At 63.8% G+C, this 23,063-nt stretch carries 21 protein-coding genes; 9 read left to right on the top strand and 12 right to left on the bottom strand.

All coding sequences use genetic code 11. The features are described 5' to 3' along the window. Nucleotides 1–58: 58 nt before the first annotated feature. The 8 genes from HHA01_RS12035 (at nucleotide 59) to uxuA (ending at nucleotide 8,697) form a co-directional block, all read left to right on the top strand. Complete coding sequence (locus tag HHA01_RS12035; protein ID WP_141321016.1) at nucleotides 59–796, top strand: GntR family transcriptional regulator; 738 nt, start codon at nucleotides 59–61, stop codon at nucleotides 794–796. After that, complete coding sequence (gene manD, locus HHA01_RS12030; protein ID WP_141321014.1) at nucleotides 793–2,004, top strand: D-mannonate dehydratase ManD; 1,212 nt, start codon at nucleotides 793–795, stop codon at nucleotides 2,002–2,004. Before HHA01_RS12035 ends, manD begins: the two co-directional genes overlap by 4 nt. A gap of 12 nt (nucleotides 2,005–2,016) precedes the next feature. Then, nucleotides 2,017–3,039 carry a Zn-dependent oxidoreductase gene (locus HHA01_RS12025; RefSeq protein ID WP_141321012.1) on the top strand — a complete coding sequence of 341 codons (1,023 nt, stop codon included), beginning with the start codon at nucleotides 2,017–2,019 and terminating at the stop codon, nucleotides 3,037–3,039. A 69-nt stretch (nucleotides 3,040–3,108) separates the two neighbouring features. Next, entirely contained in the window at nucleotides 3,109–4,077 is a 969-nt protein-coding gene (locus tag HHA01_RS12020) for a TRAP transporter substrate-binding protein (protein WP_141321010.1), read from the top strand. 72 nt (nucleotides 4,078–4,149) lie between these two features. Beyond that, a complete protein-coding gene (locus HHA01_RS12015; RefSeq protein WP_141321008.1) occupies nucleotides 4,150–4,719 on the top strand; it encodes a TRAP transporter small permease in 570 nt (189 codons plus the stop codon). Then, nucleotides 4,719–5,999, top strand: coding sequence for a TRAP transporter large permease (locus HHA01_RS12010; protein ID WP_141321006.1), 1,281 nt, complete (start codon nucleotides 4,719–4,721; stop codon nucleotides 5,997–5,999). Before HHA01_RS12015 ends, HHA01_RS12010 begins: the two co-directional genes overlap by 1 nt. Nucleotides 6,000–6,005: 6 nt before the next feature. Continuing rightward, on the top strand, nucleotides 6,006–7,493 hold the full coding sequence (locus tag HHA01_RS12005) for a mannitol dehydrogenase family protein (protein ID WP_141321005.1): 1,488 nt from the start codon (nucleotides 6,006–6,008) through the stop codon (nucleotides 7,491–7,493). Nucleotides 7,494–7,509: 16 nt separating this feature from the next. Then, the gene (gene uxuA, locus HHA01_RS12000; RefSeq protein ID WP_141321003.1) at nucleotides 7,510–8,697 is read left to right on the top strand and encodes a mannonate dehydratase; all 1,188 of its coding nucleotides are present in this window, start codon (nucleotides 7,510–7,512) and stop codon (nucleotides 8,695–8,697) included. 61 nt (nucleotides 8,698–8,758) lie between these two features. Here uxuA and HHA01_RS11995 read toward each other — a convergent pair whose 3' ends face one another. The 12 genes from HHA01_RS11995 to HHA01_RS11940 all read right to left on the bottom strand — a co-directional run bounded on the left by HHA01_RS11995 (nucleotide 8,759) and on the right by HHA01_RS11940 (nucleotide 21,578). Beyond that, nucleotides 8,759–9,457: an HAD-IA family hydrolase gene (locus tag HHA01_RS11995; RefSeq protein WP_141321001.1), complete on the bottom strand. Its 699-nt coding sequence runs from the start codon at nucleotides 9,455–9,457 to the stop codon at nucleotides 8,759–8,761. Nucleotides 9,458–9,530: 73 nt separating this feature from the next. Further along, entirely contained in the window at nucleotides 9,531–10,838 is a 1,308-nt protein-coding gene (locus tag HHA01_RS11990; protein WP_141320999.1) for a TRAP transporter large permease, read from the bottom strand. Further along, entirely contained in the window at nucleotides 10,835–11,437 is a 603-nt protein-coding gene (locus HHA01_RS11985; protein ID WP_141320997.1) for a TRAP transporter small permease, read from the bottom strand. The genes HHA01_RS11990 and HHA01_RS11985 overlap by 4 nt, the downstream gene beginning before the upstream one ends. A gap of 68 nt (nucleotides 11,438–11,505) precedes the next feature. Next, the gene (locus HHA01_RS11980) at nucleotides 11,506–12,507 is read right to left on the bottom strand and encodes a TRAP transporter substrate-binding protein (RefSeq protein WP_141320995.1); all 1,002 of its coding nucleotides are present in this window, start codon (nucleotides 12,505–12,507) and stop codon (nucleotides 11,506–11,508) included. A gap of 105 nt (nucleotides 12,508–12,612) precedes the next feature. Continuing rightward, a complete protein-coding gene (locus HHA01_RS11975; protein WP_141320993.1) occupies nucleotides 12,613–13,581 on the bottom strand; it encodes a 2-hydroxyacid dehydrogenase in 969 nt (322 codons plus the stop codon). Continuing rightward, a complete protein-coding gene (locus tag HHA01_RS11970; RefSeq protein ID WP_141320991.1) occupies nucleotides 13,578–14,573 on the bottom strand; it encodes a sugar kinase in 996 nt (331 codons plus the stop codon). Before HHA01_RS11970 ends, HHA01_RS11975 begins: the two co-directional genes overlap by 4 nt. Further along, a complete protein-coding gene (locus tag HHA01_RS11965) occupies nucleotides 14,570–15,622 on the bottom strand; it encodes a LacI family DNA-binding transcriptional regulator (protein WP_141320989.1) in 1,053 nt (350 codons plus the stop codon). Before HHA01_RS11965 ends, HHA01_RS11970 begins: the two co-directional genes overlap by 4 nt. A gap of 289 nt (nucleotides 15,623–15,911) precedes the next feature. Then, on the bottom strand, nucleotides 15,912–16,943 hold the full coding sequence (locus HHA01_RS11960; protein ID WP_141320987.1) for a sodium:calcium antiporter: 1,032 nt from the start codon (nucleotides 16,941–16,943) through the stop codon (nucleotides 15,912–15,914). A 278-nt stretch (nucleotides 16,944–17,221) separates the two neighbouring features. Further along, on the bottom strand, nucleotides 17,222–17,896 hold the full coding sequence (locus HHA01_RS11955; RefSeq protein ID WP_141321054.1) for an HAD family hydrolase: 675 nt from the start codon (nucleotides 17,894–17,896) through the stop codon (nucleotides 17,222–17,224). A 273-nt stretch (nucleotides 17,897–18,169) separates the two neighbouring features. Continuing rightward, entirely contained in the window at nucleotides 18,170–19,234 is a 1,065-nt protein-coding gene (gene fba / locus HHA01_RS11950) for a class II fructose-bisphosphate aldolase (RefSeq protein WP_141320985.1), read from the bottom strand. Nucleotides 19,235–19,345: 111 nt separating this feature from the next. Then, on the bottom strand, nucleotides 19,346–20,509 hold the full coding sequence (locus tag HHA01_RS11945; RefSeq protein WP_141320983.1) for a phosphoglycerate kinase: 1,164 nt from the start codon (nucleotides 20,507–20,509) through the stop codon (nucleotides 19,346–19,348). Nucleotides 20,510–20,558: 49 nt separating this feature from the next. After that, nucleotides 20,559–21,578, bottom strand: coding sequence for a type I glyceraldehyde-3-phosphate dehydrogenase (locus tag HHA01_RS11940; RefSeq protein ID WP_141320981.1), 1,020 nt, complete (start codon nucleotides 21,576–21,578; stop codon nucleotides 20,559–20,561). A gap of 193 nt (nucleotides 21,579–21,771) precedes the next feature. Between HHA01_RS11940 and HHA01_RS11935 the strand changes: the two genes are divergently transcribed. After that, the gene (locus HHA01_RS11935) at nucleotides 21,772–22,824 is read left to right on the top strand and encodes a class I fructose-bisphosphate aldolase (RefSeq protein WP_141320979.1); all 1,053 of its coding nucleotides are present in this window, start codon (nucleotides 21,772–21,774) and stop codon (nucleotides 22,822–22,824) included. The last annotated feature ends 239 nt before the right edge of the window (nucleotides 22,825–23,063 follow it).

Genomic DNA, 23,063 nt, shown 5'->3' with positions numbered 1-23,063 from the left:
TAGTTATATCAGATAGGCGACGACCAGCGTGCGCGCCGACGGAACCGGGATGAAACGCATGAATACGACACTACAAGCTCTATGGCTGGAAACCCGCGATAGCGATTCGGTTCGTCAGCGCCTTCACGAGGTATTGCGTCAGTCGATCATTCGCATGGAGCTGGCTCCGGGTCAGGCGCTGTCGGAAAAGGAACTCGCCGAGACCTTCACGGTAAGCCGCCAACCGGTCCGTGAAGCCTTCATTCGGCTATCGGAGGCTGGGCTCGTCGAGGTGCGACCGCAGCGTGGCACCTTTGTGGTCAAGATCTCTCAGCAGGCGGTGCTCGAGGCACGCTTCGTGCGTGAGGCGGTAGAAGTGGCCGTGGCACGCGAGGCCGCGAACCGCGGGTTGGCGCCCCCGGTACTTGCCGAGTTGCGCGATTTGATCGAGCGGCAGCGTCGCTGCAGCGAGCCGGCCGATCACGATCGTTTCTTCCTGCTCGACGAGAGTTTCCATCGCACCCTTTCGTTGGGCATCGGCCAGCAGGCCGCCTGGAAGGTGACCGAAGAGGTCAAGGCACAGCTTGATCGGGTGCGCTATTTGAGCGTTCCCGAGAGCACGCCACTCGACAAGCTGATCGCTCAGCACGAGGCCATCGTCGACGCCATCGAACGACAGGATACTGAAGCCGCAGTAGAGACGATGCGCATTCATCAGAGAGAGATTCTGGAGTCGCTTCCCGATCTGGTGCGCCGCTTTCCCGAGATGTTCCAGTCCGCCCAGACACCATCGCTCGCCGAGGAGATCCAGGCATGAAGATCGAACGGGCCTATACCATTGTCACTGCGCCGGGACGCAACTTCGTTACCCTCAAGATCGTGACCGACGAAGGCGTCTACGGTATCGGCGATGCCACTCTCAATGGTCGCGAGCAGGCGGTGGTCGCCTATCTCGAGGAACACGTGATTCCTGCCTTGATTGGCCGCGACCCTCAGCGCATCGAGGACATCTGGCACTACCTCTATCGCGGAGCCTACTGGCGGCGGGGGCCGGTGACCATGAGCGCCATCGGCGCCGTGGACATGGCACTGTGGGACATCAAGGCCAAGGTCGCGGGCATGCCGCTGTACCAGTTGCTGGGCGGCAAGAGCCGCGAGCGGGTCATGGCCTATGGTCATGCCACGGGGAAGGATATCGAGGCCTGTCTCGATGAGGTCGCCCGGCATGTCGAGGAAGGCTATCGGGCGGTGCGGGTGCAAGCCGGGGTGCCGGGCATCGCCAGCATCTACGGCGTGGCCAAGACCCCCGGGGAGCGCTATGAACCTGCTGATGCCGACCTGCCGGCCGAACACGTCTGGAACACTGCCAAGTACCTCAACCATGCGCCCAAGTTGTTCGCCGCCGTGCGCGAACGCTTCGGGGACGATCTGCATGTGCTCCACGACGTGCACCACCGGCTGACTCCCATTGAGGCAGCGCGACTGGGCAAGGAAGTCGAGCCATTTAATCTGTTCTGGCTGGAAGACTGCGTGCCGGCAGAAAATCAGGAGAGCTTTGGCTTGATTCGGCAGCATACGACGACGCCACTGGCAGTGGGTGAAGTCTTCAATAGCCTCTATGACGCCAAGGCGCTGATCGAGAACCAGTGGATCGACTACATCCGCGCTACCCTGACCCACGCTGGCGGCATCACCCACATGCGGCGCTTGGCCGACCTGGCCGGGCTCTACCACGTGCGGACCGGTTTTCATGGTCCTACCGACCTGTCTCCGGTGTGCCTGGGGGCGGCGATCCACTTCGATACTTGGGTGCCCAATTTCGGCATTCAGGAGTACATGCCCCACGAAGACGTCACCAATGAAGTCTTCCCCCACGACTACCGCTTCGAGGACGGTCACTTCCTGGTCGGGGAGGCGCCGGGACACGGCGTCGACATCGACGAGCAGGCGGCCGCCAGGTATCCCTATCGTCGTGCCAGCCTGCCGGTCAACCGGCTCGAGGATGGCACCCTGTGGCACTGGTAACGAGGTAAGCCGATGAAAGCCTTTCAGGTAAACGCGCCCCAGGACTATCACCTGGTCGATACCGAGACTCCCGAGGCCGCACCGGGTGAGGTGGTGGTGAAAGTGGGCTTCGCCGGGATCTGTGGCTCCGATATGCACATCATCCACGGTGACAACGCCTTCGTACGCTTTCCACGCATTACCGGCCACGAGTTTGCCGGCCTGGTCGAGGCCGTAGGGGAGGGCATCGAGGATGTGAGCGTCGGTGACCAGGTGTGCATCGACCCGGTGATCAATTGCGGCCACTGCTACCCCTGCCGTATTGGTCGCCCCAACGTCTGCACTTCGCTGGAGGTGATCGGCGTGCACCGCAACGGCGGCTTCGAGGAGCGGGTCAATGTACCGGCCGCCAATGTGCACAGGCTGCCCGAGAGCCTGGGCCTGGATGCTGCGGCCCTGGTCGAACCCTACACCATCGCCGCCAACGTACTGGGACGCATGCAGCCGCATCCCGGCGATCGCCTGTTGATTCTCGGCGCCGGCGTGATCGGGCTGACCATCCTGCAGGTGGCTTGCGCTCAGGGGATCGAAGACATCACCGTCAGCGACGTCATTGATGCCCGTCTGGACACTGCCCGAGAGCTGGGGGCCACCCGCACGCTCAACGGGGCGGAGCAGGACGTCGAGGCCGAGGCCGCGGCGCTGACCGGCGGCGAGGGCATGCCGTTGATCGCCGATGCTGCCTGCGTGCCGGCCCTGCTGCCGCAAATGCTGCGGATGGCTTCCCCGGCGGGACGCATCGGCCTGCTCGGCTTCGACCCCACCCCCAGCGACCTGGTGCAACTGGAAGTGATCAAGAAAGAGTTGACCCTGGTCGGCTCGCGTCTCAACAACCGCAAGTTTCCGGAAGTGATCGACCTGATGGCATCCGGGCGGCTCGATCCGCTGGCGCTGGTCAGTCATCGCCTGCCCTTCGACGACATGCCCGATGCCATCCAGATGATCGATCATCATCCTGAAAGGGTCCGCAAGGTACTGATCCAGATCGGTGCCTGACGGCCCACTAGGCTCTCAAGCCGCACTCCAAGCAACAATCCACAACCGCAAGTGCCAGGAGACAACGCCATGTTCAAGCGACTCGTCACCACCGCCGTCCTCGGCGCCGCCCTGCTTGGCAGCCAGGCCGGTCTGGCTGCCGACTACACCCTCAAATTCGGCCATCTGGCCAACGAGGAACACATCTGGAACAAGGCCGCCGAGCGCTTCCAGCAGATCGTAGAGAAGGAGTCGGATGGCCGCATCGATGTGCAGATCTTTCCCAACGAGCAGTTGGGCAGCGAGATGAACGTCATCAACAGCATCCAGCTCGGCACCGCCGACATGACCATTACCGGCGAGAGCCTGCAGAACTGGGCGCCCAAGGCGGCGATGATGGCCGTGCCCTACGCGTTTCGCGATTCCGAGCACATGCGCAAGGCCGTCGAGGGCGAAATCGGCGATGAGATCGAAGCCCAGATCGAGGCTCAGACCGGCCTGGTGCCGATCGCCTGGTTCGAACGCGGCCCGCGCGAACTGACCTCCAACCGGCCGATCAAGAAGCCTTCAGATCTCAACGGCCTGCGCCTCCGCGTGCCCAACGTGCCGCTGTTCGTCGACACCTGGCAGGCACTCGGCGCCAAGCCGACGCCGATGGCCTTCAGTGAGGTCTTCACGGCGCTGCAGCAGGGTACCATCGATGCTCAAGAGAACCCGTTGTCGCTGATCGAAAGCGCCAGCTTCGACGAGGTCCAGGACTACGTGAACATGACCGACCATGTGCGTAGCTGGATCTACGTGGTGATCGGCAAGGACAAGCTAGAGTCGATGCCAGAAGACCTGCAGAAGATCGTTCTCGACGCTGCCGACAAGATGCAAAGCTACGAAGAGAAGCTTTTCGCCGAGGATCAGAAAAGGCTACGCAAAGCGCTCAAGGATGCCGGTATGAATTTCGTCGAGGTTGATCAGGAAGCCTTCGCCAAGAAGGCCACAGCGGCCGTCAAGGCATCGCTCACCGACGAGCAGCAGAAGCTCTACGAGGCGATTCAGAACCTCTGACGGGATCATAGTCCCCACCGGGCCCGTCTGGTCGGGCCCGGCCTTTCATTGATTCGCCGAGGGAAAGTCCTGATGAGCGATTTCGACTCCGAACCAAGCGATCCGCTGCATGGCATCACCGAGATCCCCCCGCTGGGCGGTGTTTTCGGTCGGCTGGTGAAAGGCCTCGATCGCCTGTTTGCCTTGCTCGCTTCGCTGGCACTGCTAGGCATCGCTGCGGTGGTGCTTCTGCAGGTCGTCGCCCGCGTGGCGCTCCCCTTTGTTCCAGCCTGGACCGAAGAGCTGTCGCGTTACCTTTTCATTTACCTGGTAGCGCTATCATCCGGCCTGGTGTTGCGCCGCAACCGCCACGTCAATGTCGAGCTTTTCCAGCATCTTTTGAGTCGGCGTGGCCAGTTGTTGTATCGGGCGCTATGTTGCTTGGCGGTGGGTCTTTTCGCTGCGTGGATGGTTCCTTATGCCATGCAGTATGCCCAGGTCGGCGCCTTTCAGACCTCGCCGACGCTCAAGGTCCCTATGAACTACATCTTCTTCTCGACCGTCGCGCTGCTCGGGCTCTCCGCCCTGTATGCAGCGATCGGTCTGATCGAAGCCTGCGTGGCGCTCGCTGATGGTGAACAACACGTCCAGGAGACGCCATAATGGAAATCGCCGTCCTGTTCAGCGTATTCATCGTCCTGTTGTTGATCGGCATCCCCATTGCCTTCTCGCTGGGCATCGCCTCGCTGTCCTACCTGCTGCTTGCCGACATCTCGCTGACCATCGTTCCACAGCGCATGTATGCCGGCCTCGATTCCTTCGTACTGCTGTGCATTCCGGGTTTCGTGCTGGCTGGCAACCTTATGAACGTCGGCAACATCACCCATCACATCGTGCGTTTCTCGAATGCCCTGGTCGGCCATATTCGTGGCGGCCTGGGGCTGGCCAACGTGGGTGGCTCGATGATCTTTGGCGGCATTTCCGGCACTGCCGTAGCCGATGCCGCCAGCATCGGCTCTGTGATGATCCCGGGCATGGCCCGCGCCGGCTACGACAAGCCCTTCGCTGCCGCGGTGACAGCCGCCTCGTCGACGGTAGGACCGATCATTCCGCCCAGCGTGCCGATGATCATTGCTGGTTCGTTGTCCGGCGTCTCGGTGGGCAAGATGTTCCTCGCCGGCGCCATTCCGGGTTTGCTGATGGGGCTGGCGATGATGATCACCGTCTACATCTTGGCGGTGAAACGCGGCTATCCTCGGGAGAAACGTTCCACCTTCCGAGAGCTGGTGCAGGAAGGTCGCAGCGCCTTCTGGGCGCTGCTGATGACCTTCATCATCCTCTACGGCATCATCGGCGGTTTTTTCACTCCCACCGAAGCTTCGATCGTCGCCAGTCTCTACGCTCTGGTGATCGGGATGTTTGTCTACAAGGGTATCAACTGGCGCAATCTGCCGCAGATCGTCGTCGACACGGTGCTGACTTCGGGGTCTCTGATGCTGCTCGTGGGGCTGGCCAACCTCTTCGGCTGGATCCTGACCAGCGAGCAGATCCCTCAAATGGTCGCAGGCCTGATCCTGAACATCAGCGAGAACCCGCTGGTGGTGATCCTGATTCTCAACCTGATCCTGCTGTTCGTCGGCACCTTCATGGAGACCATTGCCGCGCTGATCATCCTTTTCCCGGCGCTGATGGGCGTGGCCACTGGAATCGGCATGGACCCGATTCACTTTGGCCTGATGGCGGTGCTCAACCTGATGATCGGCCTGACAACACCGCCGCTCGGGGTCTGTCTGTTCGTGGTCTCGGGTATCGGAAAGTTGCCGATGCTGCAGGTGGCTCGCGCCATCGTGCCCTTCCTGATCTGCAACCTGGTGGTTTTGTTGCTGGTGTCCTATGTCCCGGCTCTCTCGCTATGGTTGCCCAACCTGCTGATGGGGGACTGACCGACCATGGTTCCAATGTACATCCCTGAAGAACGGGCCTGTATCGAGATCGGCATCGTTCATCTGGGCCTCGGTGCCTTTCACCGCGCCCACCAGGCAGTCTACCTGGAGCGTTATCGTCAGCGCACAGGAGACACCGGCTGGGGCGTGAGCAGCGTCAACCTGCGTGCCAATGTGGCATTGGTGGATGCTCTGCACGAGGCGGGTCATCGTTACCATGTGGCCGAGTACGCGGATAGCGAGCATGTCACCGTCCGCGAGGTCGGCGTGATCAAGGAGACGTTGTTCACCGGCAAGAAAGAGGTCGGCGATTGCGACGGCCAGGGCTCCTGGGGACGCGACCGCGAGACGCTGCTGGCGCGTCTCGCCTCGCCCGAGACGCGTATCGTGACGCTGACGGTGACCGAGAAGGGGTATTTCCTGAGCCCGGCCAGTGGCGAGTTACTTGTTGACGACCCGCTGATCGCCGCGGATATCGCCGATCCTGAGTCCCCGTGCACGGCCCCGGGGCTGCTGGTCGAGGGCCTGGAGCGCCGTCGGGCGGCGGGGCTGGCGCCATTCACGGTGCTCAGCTGCGACAACATGCCCGACAACGGCAAGCGCACCCGCAATGCCGTGATTCAGTTGGCTGAGCGACGCGATGCCACGCTGGTGACCTGGATCAAGCGGGAGGTGGCCTTTCCGTGCAGCATGGTCGATCGCATCGTGCCGGCCATGACTGAGGCCGACTTTGCCCGCCTGGCCGAGCTCGGCATCGAGGACGCCAACGCCGTGGTTGGTGAAGCCTTCAGCCAGTGGGTGATCGAGGACGACTTCCCAGAGGGACGGCCGGCCTGGGAGGCGGAGGGTGTGGAGATGGTCGCCGACGTGGCGCCCTTCGAGACCATGAAACTGCGCATGCTCAACGGCAGCCACTCGTTGCTCGCCTATCTGGGCGTTCTGGACGGCATCGAGACGGTGGCCGAGGCGGTCAGCCGCGACGACCTGGTGGCCCTGCTGCGGCGTTACATGCTCGAGGAGGCCGCCCCGACTCTGGCCATGCCCGAGGATACCGATCTCGCCGCCTATGCCGAGCAGTTGCTCGAGCGCTTCGCCAATGACAGCCTGCGTCATCGACTGCAGCAGATCGCCATGGACGGCTCTCAGAAATTACCCCAGCGTTGGCTGCATGGTGCCCAGGCACGCCTGGCGGCTGGTGGCGAAGTGCCCTGCACCGCGCTCGGCGTGGCGGCCTGGATTCGCTACACGGCTGGCGACGACCTGGCCGGCCAATCCCACCCGGTGGACGATCCGCTGGCCAGTCACCTGGCGGGCCTCCACGCGCGCCACGGCGGCGAGGCCAACGTCCTGGTGCCAGCTTTCCTGGCCGTCGAGGATGTCATCCCGCCGACGCTGGCGGCCGAGCCGGGCTTCGCCGAGGCGGTCGTCACTGCCTACACCACCCTGACACGACACGGGCTTGCCGGAGCGCTGGCCGCTCTCGCGCGGGCCTGACCGAGAGGATCCTCCCATGGAACATACCTGGCGCTGGTTCGGCCCCGCCGACCCCATCACCCTCGACGAGATCCGCCAGACCGGGGCCACCGGCATCGTCACCGCGCTGCACGAGATTCCCAATGGCGAGGTCTGGCCGGTCGAGGCCATCGAGGCGCGCAAGCGCATGATCGAGGCGGCCGGACTCTCATGGTCGGTGGTGGAGAGTGTGCCGGTGCACGAGGCCATCAAGCAGGGCCTGCCGGGACGCGACGCTTATATTGCCGCTTACCAGCAGACGCTGCGCAACCTGGCGGCCTGCGGCATCGATACCGTCTGTTACAACTTCATGCCGGTGCTCGACTGGACGCGTACCGACCTGGCCTGGCGCCTGCCAGACGGCGGTCTGGCGCTACGCTTCGAGCAAACAGCCTTCGCCGCCTTCGACCTCTATCTGCTGGCTCGCCCTGGCGCCGAAGGTGAGTACAGCGATGCTGAGAAGGCCAAGGCCAGGGACTATCTTGATGGCCTTGACGAAGTCGGCCGCGAGCGGTTGGTGAATACCGTCATCGCAGGGCTGCCCGGCGCCGAGGAACACTACACCCTGGAGCAGTTCCGCGGAGTGCTGGCTGAATATGCCGAGACCGACGCCGAGCGGCTGCGCGAGCACCTGGGGGATTTCCTGGCCGCTATCGTCCCGGTGGCCGAGGAGGTGGGTGTGCGTCTGGCGATCCATCCCGACGACCCGCCCTGTCCGCTGCTCGGCCTGCCGCGGGTGGTGTCCGGCCCCGAGGATGTCCAGTGGATCCTCGATGCCGCGCCCAGCCCGGCCAACGGCCTGACGCTGTGCACCGGTTCCTACGGTGTTAGTGCCGATATCGATCTGGTGGCGATGGCCGAACGCTTCGGTCCGCATATTTACTTCGCCCATCTGCGTTCGACCCGGCGCGAGGCCTCGGACCCGCGCTCCTTCCACGAGGCCCATCATCTGGACGGTGATGTGGACATGGTCGGTGTCATCCGGGCGCTGGTCGCCGAGGAGTGCCGCCGCGAGCGCGAAGGTGGTCCGCGGTTACCGCTGCGTCCCGACCACGGCCACCACATCCTCGACGACCAGCACCGCAACACCGCACCGGGCTACCCGCTCTACGGCCGTCTCAAGGGCCTGGCCGAGCTGCGCGGCGTGGAGCTGACGGTGCGGTACCTCGATGCGTTGACACGCTGAATTCTGCTCGCCATCTGCCCTTTCATCCACAGTCATGGTGTGCGCCAGGGCTGTGGATGAATCAGGCGGTCGTGGTTTTGACCACGTCCCGTGCCAGTCGCGCGATGATCGCGGGTAACTCCCGGGCATGCTCGATGGCGATGGCACTGTCCGGGGTGGCTTCCTCGTCGGGGAAGTGGTTGAGGTGAATGACCTGCATGCCGGCGGCCAGCCCGGCTTCCACCCCGACCGCGGCATCGTCGATCACCACGCAGCGTTCGGGTGGATACTCCATGGCCTCGGCCGCCTTGAGGTAGAGGCCGGGATCGGGTTTCCAGACTCCCAGGGTATAGGCGCTGAACAGGTGCTCGCCGAAGTGATGTGCCAGACCGGTGCTGGTCATGGCGCAGCGAATCTTGTGATCCGGACCGTTCGAGACCACAGCCTTGGGGTAGTCGGTCAGCGAGTCGAGGGCCTCGGGCATGCCGTCGATGGCGAGCAACTCGGCTTCCATGCGCGCCTGCATGCGAGTGCGCATGACGGCCTCAATGTGAGTCAGGTTGTCCTCGGACAAGGTCCCGTGCAGGCGCTGCTGGGTATCGACAATGTCGTAGAAGCGCATGCCCCGAAACTCCTCCATATACTGACGCGCGGTAAAGGGCAGTCCATATTCGGTCAGGACATCGGCCATGACCTCGGCCAGCAGGATCTCGCTGTCGACCAGGGTGCCATCGGAGTCGAACAGCAGGCAGAGAGGAGCTGGGGATGGTGTCTCGGGCATGTGGGCCTCGTGGGTCGGTCATGAATGGGGGCGCCGCCGTCCAGTGTACCCGGCCGGTCGGCGCGATGCAGGCTCACACGAAATCGGGGGCGATCAGGCGGGGCAGCATCAGAATCAGGTCTGGATAGAAAATCAGCAGCAGGATCACGCCGAGCATGATGGCCAGGTACAGCAGGGTCGTACCGAGCGCCTGGAGCAGCGGAATCCCGCCGATCTTCGCCGAGATCATCAGGCATAGCCCATAAGGTGGAGTGATCAGCCCCAGACCCAGTGCCATGACGCCGATGACGCCGAATTGCACCGGATGGACCCCGGCCTGCATGGCTAGGGGCTGGAAGATCGGCGCCATGATGGCCATGGCCGGCAGGGAATCCATGAAGGTGCCGATGACCAGCATGACAACGGTCATGACCAGCAGGAGCACCACGGGATCGCTGATATCGACGCCGGCCATCAGCTTGGGCGGGATCTGATAGAAGCTGATCAGATATCCGAAAATCGCCGCGCCGACCAGGCTGAACAGCGACAGGGAACAGAGGCGTACGGTGTCGGTAGAGGCATTGAGTACTTTGGAGGGGCTGAGCTCCCTGTAGACAATGGTGCCCAGTGCCAGGGCATAGAGGACGGCGATCACGGCCGCCTCGGTGGGGGTGACCAGCCCCAGGGTGATGCCGCCGATGATGACCACCGGGATGCCGGCGGCCAACAGGCCATCCTTGCTCGAGTGCGCTAGTTCGGACAGCGAAGCCCGGCGACGGACCGGTACTTGGTAGCGTCGCACATAGCCGATGTTGAGGGCCAGCTGGGCCACACCGATCATCACGCCGGGCAGGATACCACCGAGGAACAAGCCGGCGATGGAGGTGTTGGTAAGGGCGCCCCAGACGATCATGTTGATGGAGGGCGGAATGATGATCCCCATGACCGATGAAGCGGCGGTCACGGCCACCGAGAAGTGGCTCGGGTATCCTTCGCGCTGCATGGCCGGTATCAGCACGGTACCGACCCCGGCGCTGTCGGCCGTCGAGGAACCGGAGACCCCGGCGAACAGCATGCTGACCATCACGTTGACGTGTGCCAGGGCACCCTTGAAGTGGCCTACCAGGCGCATGCACAGGGTGATCAGTCGATCGGTGATTCGAGCGGCGTTCATCAGGTTGCCGGCCAGCAGGAACAGCGGCACGGCGAGCAGTACGAACGAGTCCATGCCGTTGTACATGCGCTGGAACATGATCCAATAGGTCAGGCGCGGGTCGAGCAGGATCATGCCGGCGGCGGTGAGTACCAGGGCCATGGCGATCGGTACCCCGGCGATGATCAGCACGCCGAGCAGGCCGAACAGCAGCCAGGGCAGAATGAAGACGGCGTCCATGGGCATCATGGCGTTCTCCCGTCGGTAGAGGTGAGAGATGTATCCAGTTCGCTGCCGTGTTCGCCTTGCGCGTCGAGGGCCTCCTCGACAGCGTCGGGCGTATCGAGATCGGTTTCCATGCGGGACATGCCGTCGAGCAGGGCGTACAGAAGCCGCTGGGCGCTGAACAGGATGATGAGCAGACCGCTGACACTGAAGGCCGAATAGACGTAGATCATCGACAGTCCCGAAGCAGTGGCTTCGCGTCGCAGGCCGGACAGAGCGAAATCCTTGCCGTGGACGACGAAGAGCAGGCCGATGGCCAGACAGGCAAGATCGCGGATCCAACGTGTCACCAGGCTGGCTCGCGAGCCGCGGGGGAATACCTCAAGGACGAAGTGATCGGCATGCAGCACGCCGATGGCGGTGCCGAGCATGATCATCCACTGAAAGGCGAAACGACTGAACTCTTCGGTCCAGTACAGGCGAGGCATCAGGGGCAAGTTGCGGCTGACAATCTGGTAGACAATCAGAGCGATGAAGCCGAACAGCAAGGCCAGCAATAGCCAGTGAAGGCAGCGCTCCAGCCCGCGATTGAGATAAGTCAGGCCTTGCAACAGGCGTCTCATGGTGGCGTCCTCCCGAAGTCGAGATTCGGAGGCCGGGGCGCGTGATGCCCCGGCCGGCAGGCTTTCTGTCACTGAACGTTGGCGATCTTCTGTCGCAGCTCGGCCAGCCCCATTTCCTCGACGACTTCGGCGAGCGGCTCACGGACGATCTCCTGCATGCGCTGGCGGTCCAGTTCATGCAGGGTGGCACCTTCCTCGACGAGCAGGTCCAAAGCCTCGGCGTCCTGTTCCAGCTGGACTTGGCGTGCGTAGCTCGCGGCCTCGCGGGCGGCTTCCATCACGGCCTGCTGCTGGCTCTCGTCGAGGCGATCCCAGGACATCTGCGACATGGTTAGCAGGCGCACGGTGATGTCGTGTTTGGAAAGGCCGATGTGCGGGGCGACTTCGTGGAACCGCATGCGATGGATCCACTCGGCCTCGTTGAGCAACCCGTCTATGGCGCCGAGCTGAAGGCCCGTGTAGATCTCCTTCCAGGCCATGACCGTGGGCTCGGTACCCAGGGCCGACCAGGCGGCAATTAAGGGCTCGGTCGGGTTGGTGCGCAGTTTCATACCCTTCAGGTCGTCGAGGCTCTCGAGCGGACGGCTGCTGACAATCTGCCGCTTGCCGCCACCGAAGAAGGCCAATACCTTGACGCCGGTCTCGTCCGTGATTCGATCTGCAATCTCGCGGCCCACTTCGCCATCGAGCACGGCCTGCCAATGCTCCTGGTCGCGATACAGGAAGGGGATGGAGAAGACATTGGCGGTGGACGAGAAGTCGGTGATCAGGCCAGGGTTGATGATCGACAAGTCCAGCGCTCCAGCCATCTGCTGCTCGAACATTTCGGTTTCATGGCCAAGCACCGAGTTGCCCATGATCTGGACGCTGATATCGCCGCCGCTCTTGTCCTCTACCAGCTCCTTGAAGCGGGTCGCGCCGAGGTGGTAGGCGGTGTCTTCGGTACCACCGTGGCCGAAGCGCAACTCGACTGCCTGGGCGAGGCCTGTCGTGCCGAGAGTGGCGAGCAGAGTGGCACCGGTGATGAGGTGCTTGAGAAAGTGCTTGGGTTTTGTACGTGTCGTGAGCATGTTGCTACCTCTTGATTGTTATGGGGTCTCGCCGGGACGGAGTGGGATATAGAGGCCCTGGTGCCCGGCTCGGCCAGGGCCTCATGCGTCGATGTAACAGGGTCTTCAAGTCGATGCGTTGACCGGGCTGGGCGGTCGTTCGCCGTTAAGAGCGGCAAGGATATTGGCGACCGCGAGGTCCGCCATGGCGGTGCGCGTCTCTTGGGTCGCCGAGCCGATGTGGGGCAGAGCCACAACATTGGTCATGTGCGGCAGCGGCGAGTCCGTCGGCAGTGGTTCGCGCTCGAAGACGTCGAGGCCGGCGGCGTGCGGTATGCCCTTGCGAAGTGCCTCGATCAGCGCTGTTTCATCGACCACCTTGCCGCGAGCGACGTTGATGAAGATCGCCGAGGATTTCATCAGGGCGAACTCGCGGGCGCCAAACAGATGTTGTGTGTCTGGGGTAAGGGGTACGGTGACGCAAACGATGTCGGCCTCGGCAAGCAGGTCATTAAAGTCGCGGCGCTGCGCTCCCAGCTCGTCTTCCAACGCCGGCTTGGGGGATGAATTGGAGTAAAGAATGGACATGCCGAAGCCCAGGGCACCGCGTCGCGCGATGGCGGCGCCGATGCGCCCGAAGCCGACCATGCCGAGTGTCTTGCCGTGCACATCGGTGCCGAACGATTCCCTGCCGATACTCTCGCGCCATTCGCCGCGCTGGACCATCCCGGCCAGTTCCACGGCCCGGCGTGCCGTGGCCATGATCAGCAAAAAACCGGTGTCGGCGGTGGTTTCGGTCAGCACGTCGGGGGTATTGCACAGGAGTATGCAGCGTCGGGTCAGTTCGTCCACCGGATAGTTGTCGTAGCCCACCGAGATGCTGGCGATGGCCTCGAGATGCGGAGCCCGATCGAGCAGCTTCGGGGTGATCGGCAGGCTGGCGCCGACCAGACCATGAGCCTGGGTCAGGGCGTCAAGGAAGGCCGGGTCCTCGGCGCGGCTGACCTCCGGCAGATAGTCGACATGAAAGTCGCGCTCCAGTCGTGCGAGCTGACCCTCGTCGAGGGGGCGGTATACCAGGATGCGTTTGGTCATTGGGCACTCCTCCGAGAGGTGTCGTCGAGGGCGGCCTCGAGACGCTCCAGGGTGTCGCGATGCGGCAGGCCTTCCATGTCGCCGGAGACCTGCACGGCCTCGGCGCCGATCAGGCAGCCGCGCTGCAGGGCCTGATTAGGCGAGCCGCCATCCAGCAGGGCGCTGATCACGCCGACCGCGAAGCCGTCGCCGGCGCCGACGGTATCGACCACCTCGGCTACCGGGACGCCGGGTACGCTGACGGCTCGCTCCTCGCCGTCGAGGCGACCTCGGTAGTAGCCGCCTTCGGGGCCGAGCTTGAGGAAGACCGCTTCGGCACCCTGATCGAGATAGAAACCGGCGATGTCGTGGGGCGTTTCCTGGCCCGTCAGCAACTGGCCCTCGGCGAGCCCCGGCATCACCCAGTCGGTATGGGCGGCCAGGTCGTTGAGGGTCTCGCGCATCTCACGCTCGCTGGACCAGAGGCTGGGGCGCAGATTGGGGTCGAATGACAGGCTGGCGCCATGGTGGCGTGCCTCGCCGAGCAGGCGCCGGGAGAGTTCGCTACAGCCGGGCGAGAGTGCCGGCGGGATGCCGGTGGCGTGCAGGTGGCGCAAGGCCGAGAAGTCGACATCGTCGGCATCGGCAGGAGAAAGCTGGCTGGCGGCGCTGTCCTGTCGGCGATACTCGACATGCGGGTCGGCGCCATGCTGTGCGCGTTCCTTGAAGACCAGTCCCGTCGCGTGGTGGTCATCGGTCTGGAGGTGTCGACAGTCCAGTCCTTCCTGTTCGAGCGTGTGGCGCAGAAAGCGACCGAAGCTGTCGTCACCGACGCGGCTCAGCCAGCCGACATGAAAGCCCAGGCGTGCCAGGCCGATGGCCACATTGGTGTCGGCACCGGCAATGCGGCGTTGAAAGTGAGCCACTTCCGCCAGGTCACCGGGCGTATCGGCCATGAAGAGGTTCATGGCCTCGCCAAAGGCAAGAATTTCCGGAGAGGAGGCGTATGTCATGGGGATGTCTCGTCGGTAGTGGAGGCACTTTGTTCACGGCGGGTCGAGCCGCGCGGGATCAGTTGGGGGGTAAAGCGCAGATGTCGCGGTGCCGGAGCAATGGGCTGTGCCTGACGGTCACGCAGTTGCTCGACGGCAGCCTGGCCGATGGCATCAGTGGGTTGGGCCAGTGTGGTGACGCCGGGGGTGACCAGCTGGCACCAGTCGAGCTCGTCGATTCCCATCAGGCCGGTGTCGCCGAGCGGTATCCGGCGAGCCTGGAGGGCACGGGTTACCGCCAGGGTGACCTGGCCGTTGCCGCACAGAATGGCGGCGGGATGCCCGTCCGGGGTATCGAGAAAGGCGCTCAATTCATGATCGAGGCAGGTCGTGTCGTCGAGGTCGAGGCTCAGTACCTTTCCTGCGAGTTGACGTTCGGGGCATTCCGACTCGAAGCGCGCCACCCGGGTCTGACGTGAGCTGGCGCGCGTTGGAAGTTCGGTCACGAACAATACTCGCCGATATCCCTGTTCGGTCAGGTGGTCGAGCGCCATGTCGATGGCCAGGTTATTGTCCAGCCCGACCTCATCGGCAGCGATGCCCTCCAGCGAGCGGTCCAGTAGTACCAGTGGCAGGCCGTCGCTAGCGAGTTCAGCAAGGGGCTCGCTGTGTCGTCCAGCGGCATTCACGATCAACCCCTCGATACGATAGGAGGTCAGCAAGGCCAGATGTTGGCGCTCCAGAACCGGATCGTTATCCGTATTGCAGACCATCAATGACAGCCCCTGAGCGCGACATGCCTGCTCGACGCCGTGCATCACCGCCACCGAAAAAGGGTTGCGGATATCGGCGACCAACATGCCGACCAGTCCCGAGGGTCCGCCCTTGAGGCCGCGTGCCATGGGGTTGGGCTGATATCCGAGTCGTTCTGCGGCCTCGGCAATGCGTTGCTGCATATGCTGGGATAGCCGATCTCGCTCGCCGCTGTAGAAACGGGAAACACTGGTTTTTGAGACACCAGCATCGCGAGCGACTTCCAGAATAGTGGCAGGTCGAGGTGTGGCTGACATGGAGGCTCGATATCAAATGGGAACGTTCCCATAGTAGGCAGCGGGCTGACCGTGCAGCAAGGCTGTCGACACTAGACATAGGTCGAAAGCACATTGACTGGACTTGATGTCCAGTGAGGGAGCCACGTTGGCGATTTCTGGCCACGGAGCCGCAGGGTCGATGCCTTTGCAGCGCTATCGGCAGTTCGCTTTAGGGGGAACACTGCCTATTAGTGGGAGAATAAGGTGGCAGTGCTCCTGACTGAGCACTGCCTGACAGCGAACTTCAGCTTGGGGAAGGTGAGTGACTTCAACCGGATGTGAACAACAGGGACAGCACACCGACCAGGTAGCAGGTGGCCATGGCCAGACTCTCGAACCCGATGCGGCCAGGGCCGAGGCGCTCGCGGTGAATCATGCCGACCATCAGGATGGCGGTCATCAGCAGCGACAGGGCGACCCACAGCGCCACCGGGTCGGAGATGGCGTGATAGATCGAACCGCCGCGGTAGGCGATATCCGAGGCGGCGACGAAGAGCGTATCGAAGGCGTTGCCGCCGATGATGCCGGCCACGGCCAGGGTCAGGGCGCCACGCCGCACGGCGGCCACCGAGGTGACTAGCTCGGGCAGTGAGGTCACCACCGCGGTCATCAGGACACCGACCACCGATTGGCCAAGGCCGGTTGCCGAGGCGAGCACCGTGGCGGCGCGTTCCAGCAGCCAGCCGCTGATGCCGAGCAGTAGAGCCAGGCCTAGAAAGCTCAGCCACAGATTCAGGGCCGAGCGCGTCATGGCCTGCTCATCGGGGACGTCGGGTTGTGTCTCGCGGGTATGGGCCGGTCGCCACATCGGCCTGTCCTTGGTGCGGTCTGCCAGGCGTAGCCCGAACAGGTAGCCAATAAACAGCAACGGCGTGATCGGGTGAACCTGCCACAGGGTCCATTCCGGGGAGAAGTGTCCTACCAGCACCAGCGACAGCAGGCACAGCAGTAGCCCGCCCTGCATGAGATTGCCGATGGAGGCAGCGGCATGTTCCAGATTGGCGCGCCGGTGGACCAGGTCCGCGATGGTCAGGAAAAGGGTCTGTACCGCGATGCCGCCCAGCGCATTGCTCATGGCCAGTGTCGGATGATCGGACAGTGCCGCGGATATCGAGAGCACCAGTCCGGACAGGGAAGTCGCCATGCCCAGCAGTACGGCGCCGGCGATGGCTTCGCCCAGCCCGGTACGATCCGCCAGGTCGTCGACGATGTGCGTCAGCTTGGTGCCGGCCACGCCGATCACCAGCGTGCAGCCGATGAAGAGGGCAATGGCGGAGCCCAGATCGAGGTCTGTCAGCAAGGGAGCCTCCCCGTCAACGGCAGTGGGCGAGGGGGGTGTCGACCGGGACTTGTGGCCCGGCCGCTGGGGGAATCGGACATCTCGGCTCCTGCTCTGGGGCACTGAACGCTGGTGAAGCCGCCCTGTCATGATGCTGAAACAGGGCGATACAGGAGCGTCAGTTCACAGCCTTCATGCGGAGGCCGTCAAGCCATGAAGCGCCGTATACGCTGGTCAGTGGGTAGTGAGTCGGCTTGGGTGCTGCCCTGGAGACCACGACTGCCGGTTTCGCCCGGCGCTCAGTTGACCATTACCCGAGGCTGGGAGAGGCGTGCGATCACGGTTGGCAGCTGGAACATGCTGGTAATGCCGATGGCGCCTTCCGGCGTCTCCTCGGCATCCGGGAAGCGGTTGAGGTGGATGACCGTCATGCCGGCGGCGAGTGCCGCCTGAATACCGACCAGGGAGTCGTCGATGGCAACGCAATCGGCAGCGGCAAACCCCATGATGCTGGCGGCATGCAGATAGATGCAGGGGTCAGGTTTCCAGCACTGTGCGTCGTAGGCGCTGAACAGACAGTCGCCGAAGAGCTCATCCAGGCCGGTGGCCTGGAGGGACGTGCGGATCTTGGTTTCCGGGCCGTTGGAAACCACGCCCATGGGGATGTTCGACAGGGTGGCCAGGGCTTCGGTGGCGCCTTCGATGGGCTTGAGGTCGGTCGCCAGGCGGCGGTTGAGGTTGGCGCGCATCTCGCGTTCCAGTGGCTCGAGGCGGGAGGCGTCGACCGCGCCGTGGCGGCGTTCCAGTTCGGCGACGATATGCCGGAAGCGTGCGCCGCGGAACTCTCCGATATAGTCGCCGGCGTCGAAGGGCAGGCCCACGGCGTTGAGGCTGCTGGCCATCTCGTCGGCCAACAGCGGTTCGCTGTCGACCAGGGTGCCGTCACAATCGAAGAGCAGGCAGAGAGGGCGCATTGTCACTGAGCCTCGTTGAAGATGTTGATAAGCGAACACGATGCGTTGACCAGATGATGCTTTATGGTAATTAAAGACCATGTCGCGCGTTTTGTGAACAGTGTTTTTCAACAGTTCATCATCGCTGCAACGCTTGCGCCCCGAAATGGCCGGGCAGGATGCGGTCTTGCAGGCGTTCGCACCTGAACATTGGCGTGCCCTCGAGGAGCCGAGGGCGCTCACGCAAAGGGCGGCAATGAGCCGCCCTTGTCATGGCGCAGGCGTTGCCTGCGATCAGGTGACGCGCGGGTCCAGCTCGCCACGCGCATAGCGCTGGAACATCTCCTCGAGGTTGATCGGCTTGATCTTCGCCGCGTTGCCGGCAGCGCCGAAGGCTTCGTAGCGGGCCTTGCAGACGCCCTTCATGGCCGCGGTGCTGGCCTTGAGGAACTTGCGCGGATCGAACTCGGCCGGGTTCTCGGCCAGGAAGCGGCGCACCGCGGCGGTGGAGGCCAGGCGCAGGTCGGTGTCGACATTGACCTTGCGCACCCCGTGCCGGATGCCCTCGACGATTTCCTCGACCGGCACGCCATAGGTTTCCGGGATCTCGCCGCCGTGCTCGTTGATCATCTCGAGCCATTCCTGCGGCACGGAGGATGAACCGTGCATCACCAGGTGCGTTTCCGGGATGCGGGCGTGGATCTCCTTGATGCGCTGGATGGAGAGGGTGTCGCCGGTGGGCGGGCGCGTGAACTTGTAGGCGCCGTGGCTGGTGCCGATGGCGATGGCCAGGGCGTCCACATGGGTTGCCTTGACGAACTCGGCCGCCTCTTCCGGATCGGTGAGCAGCTGGTCGTGATCGAGCTTGCCGGCGGCGCCGACGCCGTCTTCCTCGCCGGCCATGCCGGTTTCCAGGCTGCCCAGGCAGCCCAGCTCGCCCTCGACGGAGACGCCACAGGCATGCGCCATCTCGACGGTACGGCGCGTCACCTCGACGTTGTAGTCATAGCTGGCCGGGGTCTTGCCGTCCTCGCCCAGCGAGCCGTCCATCATCACCGACGAGAAGCCGAGCTGGATGGAGCGCTGGCACACGCCGGGGCTGGTGCCGTGATCCTGGTGCATGGCCACCGGGATGTGCGGGAACTCTTCCACGGCCGCCAGGATGAGGTGGCGGAGGAAGGGAGCGCCGGCGTACTTGCGGGCCCCGGCGGAGGCCTGAATGATCACCGGCGAGTCGGTCTCGTCGGCGGCCTCCATGATGGCGCGCATCTGCTCGAGGTTGTTGACGTTGAATGCGGGGATGCCGTAGCCGTGTTCGGCGGCGTGGTCCAGCATCTGGCGCATGCTGATGAGTGCCATGAAGCTTCCTCTGGGGTCGATAGCGGGTCTTGAGAGTGTGGCGCCCCGGGTGGCGCCAGCAGTTGCATCGGATTGGCCCGGGCGTGCGTGCCCGGGCCGCAGGCGTGAGCCTTATTGTGCGGCGGCTTCCAGGGCCGCGACAGCGGGCAGGACCTTGCCTTCGACGTACTCGAGGAAGGCGCCGCCGCCGGTGGAAATGTAGGAAACGCGCTCGGCAATGCCGTACTTGTCGATGGCCGCCAGGGTGTCGCCGCCACCGGCAATGGAAAAGGCGTCGCTTTCGGCGATGGCCTTCGCGAGAGCTTCGGTGCCACGACCGAACTGGTCGATCTCGAAGACGCCGACCGGGCCATTCCACAGGATGGTGCCGTCGGCCTTGAGTTGCTCGCCGAAGCGCGCGGCGGTGTCGGGGCCGATGTCGAGGATCATCTCGTCATCGCCCACCTGGTCGACCGGCTTGGTCACGGCGCTGGCGCTTTCGGAAAACTCGGTGGCGACCACCACGTCGCTGGGCAGCGGGATCTCGACCTTGGCCATCAGCGCCTTGGCCTGGTCGATCAGGTCGGCCTCGTGCAGCGACTTGCCGACGTTGTAGCCGGCGGCGGCGATGAAGGTGTTGGCGATTCCGCCGCCGACGATGATGCGGTCGCACTTTTCGGACAGCGCGGTGAGTACTTCCAGCTTGGTGGAGACTTTGGAGCCGCCGACTATGGCGGTCATGGGGCGCGCCGGGGTGGCCAGGGCCTTCTCCAGGGCGGCCAGCTCGTTGGCCAGCAGCGGGCCGGCGCAGGCTTCGGGGGCAAAGCGGGCGACGCCATGGGTCGAGGCCTGGGCACGGTGTGCCGTACCGAAGGCATCCATGACGAAGACATCGCACAGCGCGGCGTACTGCCGCGACAGGGCCTCGTCGTCCTTTTTCTCACCGCGGTTGTAACGCACGTTCTCGAGCAGTGCCACTTCGCCGTCCGCCAGCCCGACCTGGGTGTCGAAGTAGTCCTTGACCAGGCGCACCGGGCGCTCGAGCAGTTCGCTCAGGTGGTCGGCCACCGGCGCCAGGGAAAATTCCTCGGCGGGATCGCCTTCGGTGGGCCGGCCCAGGTGGCTCATCAGCATCACCCGGGCGCCGCCGTCGAGGGCAGCCTGGATGGTCGGCAGGCATGCCCGCAGGCGGGCATCACTGGTCACCTTGCCGTGCTTGACGGGCACGTTCAGGTCCTCGCGGATCAGCACACGCTTGCCGCTGAGGTCGAGATCGGTCATCTTGCGCACGTTCATGAAGCAGAATCCTCGTCTGGAGAGCCGAAAATGATCCGGTGTGGGAGGGTCATGCGTTACCCAGCCTGGCGATCCGGGCGGCGACATCGAGCATGCGGTTGGCGAACCCCCACTCGTTGTCGAACCAGCACATCATCTTGATCAGGCGGCCGCCGGCGACCCGGGTTTGCGTGGCATCCACGATACCGGAGCGCGGGTCGTGGTTGAAGTCGATCGAGGCCATGGGCTCCTCGGTGTAGCCGAGCAGCCCGGCCAGCCGATTGTCGCTGGCATCACGCAGCAACTGGTTGACGGCGGCCGCCGTGGTCTCGGTGCGCACGCAGAGTGACAGGTCCATGGCCGAGACATTGATGGTCGGCACGCGCACGTGCAGGCACTCGAAACGCTCGGCCAGGTGTGGCATCAGGCGATTGATGCCGCGTGCCAGGCCGGTATCGACGGGCACGATGGACTGCATGGCCGAGCGCGTCAGGCGCAGATCGGTCTGGTGGTAGGCATCGATCACCGGCTGATCGTTCATCGCCGAGTGAATGGTGGTGGTGACGCCATGTTCCAGGCCCAGCGCCTCGTCGAGTACGGTCAGTACCGGCACCAGGCAGTTGGTGGTGCACGATGCCGCCGAAATGATGTGGCAGTCTGCGGTCAGCTCGGCGTCATTGATGCCGCTGACAATGGTGGCGTCGACATCGCTTTCGGCCGGCTGGGAGAACAGCAGGCGCCGGGCCCCGGCATGCAGGTGATGCTCCGCGGTGGCGCGATCCTTGAAGCTGCCCGAGCATTCGAGGACCAGGTCGATATTCAACTCGGCCCAGGGCAGTGCCGCCGCATCGGGTTCCGATAGTACCCGGATGGCGTGACCGTCGATCACCAGCCGGTCGCCATCGACGCTCACGTCCCCGGGAAAACGGCCATGAGTGGTGTCATAGCGGGTCAGATAGGCGATAGTATCCAGCCCCGACAGCTCATTGATGGCTACCACCTCGATATGAGGTTCGCTGCGCTCGATGAGCGCGCGTAATACGCACTGGCCGATACGGCCGTAACCATTGATGGCGATGCGAAGTGCCATGATGAGCCTCGATATGCTGGCGCCGGAAATCGCAGATCGGCGATTCTAGCGCAAATCGCTGTTTACGTCCCGGGGTGGCTGGACGCGCCCGAGCGGTTTCGGCAGTCTGTGGACATCATGCCCTGGCTCATCCGCGCATGACGCTGCAGGGCTGCATCCGGTCAACCGTCAAACCACCATGGAGAGGAACCACATGACTGACATGACACAGCTGCTCGGTGATGAAGCCGACAGCCTGCTCAATCACGTATGCCGGGGGCTGCCGGCCGAGTCGATCCACAAGCCGGGGCCGGATTTCATCGACCGCGTGATGGCCGACAGCGACCGTAGCCCCCAGGTGTTGCGCAACCTGCAGTCCATCTATAACCATGGCCGCCTGGGCGGTACCGGTTATGTCAGCATCCTGCCGGTCGACCAGGGCATCGAGCACTCCGCCGGGGCTTCCTTTGCCCCCAATCCGCTGTACTTCGATCCGGCCAATATCGTCGAGCTGGCCATCGAGGGCGGCTGCAACTGCGTGGCCTCGACACTCGGCGGGCTGGCCTCGGTGGCGCGTCGTTACGCTCACAAGATCCCGATGATGGTGAAGCTCAACCACAACGAGACGCTGACCTATCCGGCGGTCTACGACCAGACGCTGTTCGGTCAGGTCGAGCAGGCCCATGCCATGGGCTGTGTCGCGGTGGGGGCGACCATCTACTTCGGCTCCCCGGAAAGCCGTCGTCAGATCCAGGAAGTCAGCGAGGCCTTCGAGCGGGCGCACCAGCTGGGCATGGTCACGGTCCTCTGGGCCTATCTGCGCAACCCCGAGTTCAAGAAGGATGGTACGGACTACCACGTGGCCTCGGACCTGACCGGTCAGGCGATCCACCTTGCCGCGACCATCAAGGCCGATATCGTCAAGCAGAAGCTGGCCGAGAACAATGGTGGCTATCGCGCCGTCGGCTTCGGCCATACCCACGACAAGGTCTACGACGAGCTGACCTCCGACAACCCCATCGATCTGGCGCGTTACCAGGTGGCCAACTGCTACATGGGACGCACCGGCCTGATCAATTCCGGCGGCGGTTCGAAAGGCCACTCCGATCTGGGCGAGGCGGTACGCACCGCGGTGATCAACAAGCGCGCCGGTGGCATGGGCCTGATCTCCGGTCGCAAGGCCTTCCAGAAGCCGATGGCCGAGGGCGTCGAGCTACTCAACGCTATTCAGGATGTGTACCTGGACGACAGCATTACCATCGCCTGAGAACAGGTCGATCCATTGCTGCGCTCGCGGCATGGATCGACGCTTTCATGGGCTGATCGAATGAGTCTCGTGAGACATGAAAGGGGCGCGGCCGGTAGGTCGCGCCCCTTTTGTCGCCCGGGGCTGATCCGTCGACAGGTCTCCGAGGGGGCGCTGTGAACCCTTCCCTGGGCGCTACCGATGCCGTTCATGGCATCGGACCCCCGCTTCGACCTGTCGCCGGCGCCCCTCTGTTGCTT

This window comes from Halomonas halmophila (assembly GCF_006540005.1).
Lineage (GTDB): Bacteria > Pseudomonadota > Gammaproteobacteria > Pseudomonadales > Halomonadaceae > Halomonas > Halomonas halmophila.
The sequence above is the reverse complement of the archived record's forward strand: the minus strand, read 5'-3'. Positions and strand labels throughout refer to the sequence as shown.

Bases quoted from the DNA above. Each gene is read 5' to 3' on its own strand.
- HHA01_RS12035 (WP_141321016.1), top strand. From the start codon at position 59: ATGAATACGACACTACAAGCTCTATGGCTGGAAACCCGCGATAGCGAT.
- manD (WP_141321014.1), top strand. From the start codon at position 793: ATGAAGATCGAACGGGCCTATACCATTGTCACTGCGCCGGGACGCAAC.
- HHA01_RS12025 (WP_141321012.1), top strand. From the start codon at position 2,017: ATGAAAGCCTTTCAGGTAAACGCGCCCCAGGACTATCACCTGGTCGAT.
- HHA01_RS12020 (WP_141321010.1), top strand. From the start codon at position 3,109: ATGTTCAAGCGACTCGTCACCACCGCCGTCCTCGGCGCCGCCCTGCTT.
- HHA01_RS12015 (WP_141321008.1), top strand. From the start codon at position 4,150: ATGAGCGATTTCGACTCCGAACCAAGCGATCCGCTGCATGGCATCACC.
- HHA01_RS12010 (WP_141321006.1), top strand. From the start codon at position 4,719: ATGGAAATCGCCGTCCTGTTCAGCGTATTCATCGTCCTGTTGTTGATC.
- HHA01_RS12005 (WP_141321005.1), top strand. From the start codon at position 6,006: ATGGTTCCAATGTACATCCCTGAAGAACGGGCCTGTATCGAGATCGGC.
- uxuA (WP_141321003.1), top strand. From the start codon at position 7,510: ATGGAACATACCTGGCGCTGGTTCGGCCCCGCCGACCCCATCACCCTC.
- HHA01_RS11995 (WP_141321001.1), bottom strand. From the start codon at position 9,457: ATGCCCGAGACACCATCCCCAGCTCCTCTCTGCCTGCTGTTCGACTCC.
- HHA01_RS11990 (WP_141320999.1), bottom strand. From the start codon at position 10,838: ATGATGCCCATGGACGCCGTCTTCATTCTGCCCTGGCTGCTGTTCGGC.
- HHA01_RS11985 (WP_141320997.1), bottom strand. From the start codon at position 11,437: ATGAGACGCCTGTTGCAAGGCCTGACTTATCTCAATCGCGGGCTGGAG.
- HHA01_RS11980 (WP_141320995.1), bottom strand. From the start codon at position 12,507: ATGCTCACGACACGTACAAAACCCAAGCACTTTCTCAAGCACCTCATC.
- HHA01_RS11975 (WP_141320993.1), bottom strand. From the start codon at position 13,581: ATGACCAAACGCATCCTGGTATACCGCCCCCTCGACGAGGGTCAGCTC.
- HHA01_RS11970 (WP_141320991.1), bottom strand. From the start codon at position 14,573: ATGACATACGCCTCCTCTCCGGAAATTCTTGCCTTTGGCGAGGCCATG.
- HHA01_RS11965 (WP_141320989.1), bottom strand. From the start codon at position 15,622: ATGTCAGCCACACCTCGACCTGCCACTATTCTGGAAGTCGCTCGCGAT.
- HHA01_RS11955 (WP_141321054.1), bottom strand. From the start codon at position 17,896: ATGCGCCCTCTCTGCCTGCTCTTCGATTGTGACGGCACCCTGGTCGAC.
- fba (WP_141320985.1), bottom strand. From the start codon at position 19,234: ATGGCACTCATCAGCATGCGCCAGATGCTGGACCACGCCGCCGAACAC.
- HHA01_RS11945 (WP_141320983.1), bottom strand. From the start codon at position 20,509: ATGAACGTGCGCAAGATGACCGATCTCGACCTCAGCGGCAAGCGTGTG.
- HHA01_RS11940 (WP_141320981.1), bottom strand. From the start codon at position 21,578: ATGGCACTTCGCATCGCCATCAATGGTTACGGCCGTATCGGCCAGTGC.
- HHA01_RS11935 (WP_141320979.1), top strand. From the start codon at position 21,772: ATGACTGACATGACACAGCTGCTCGGTGATGAAGCCGACAGCCTGCTC.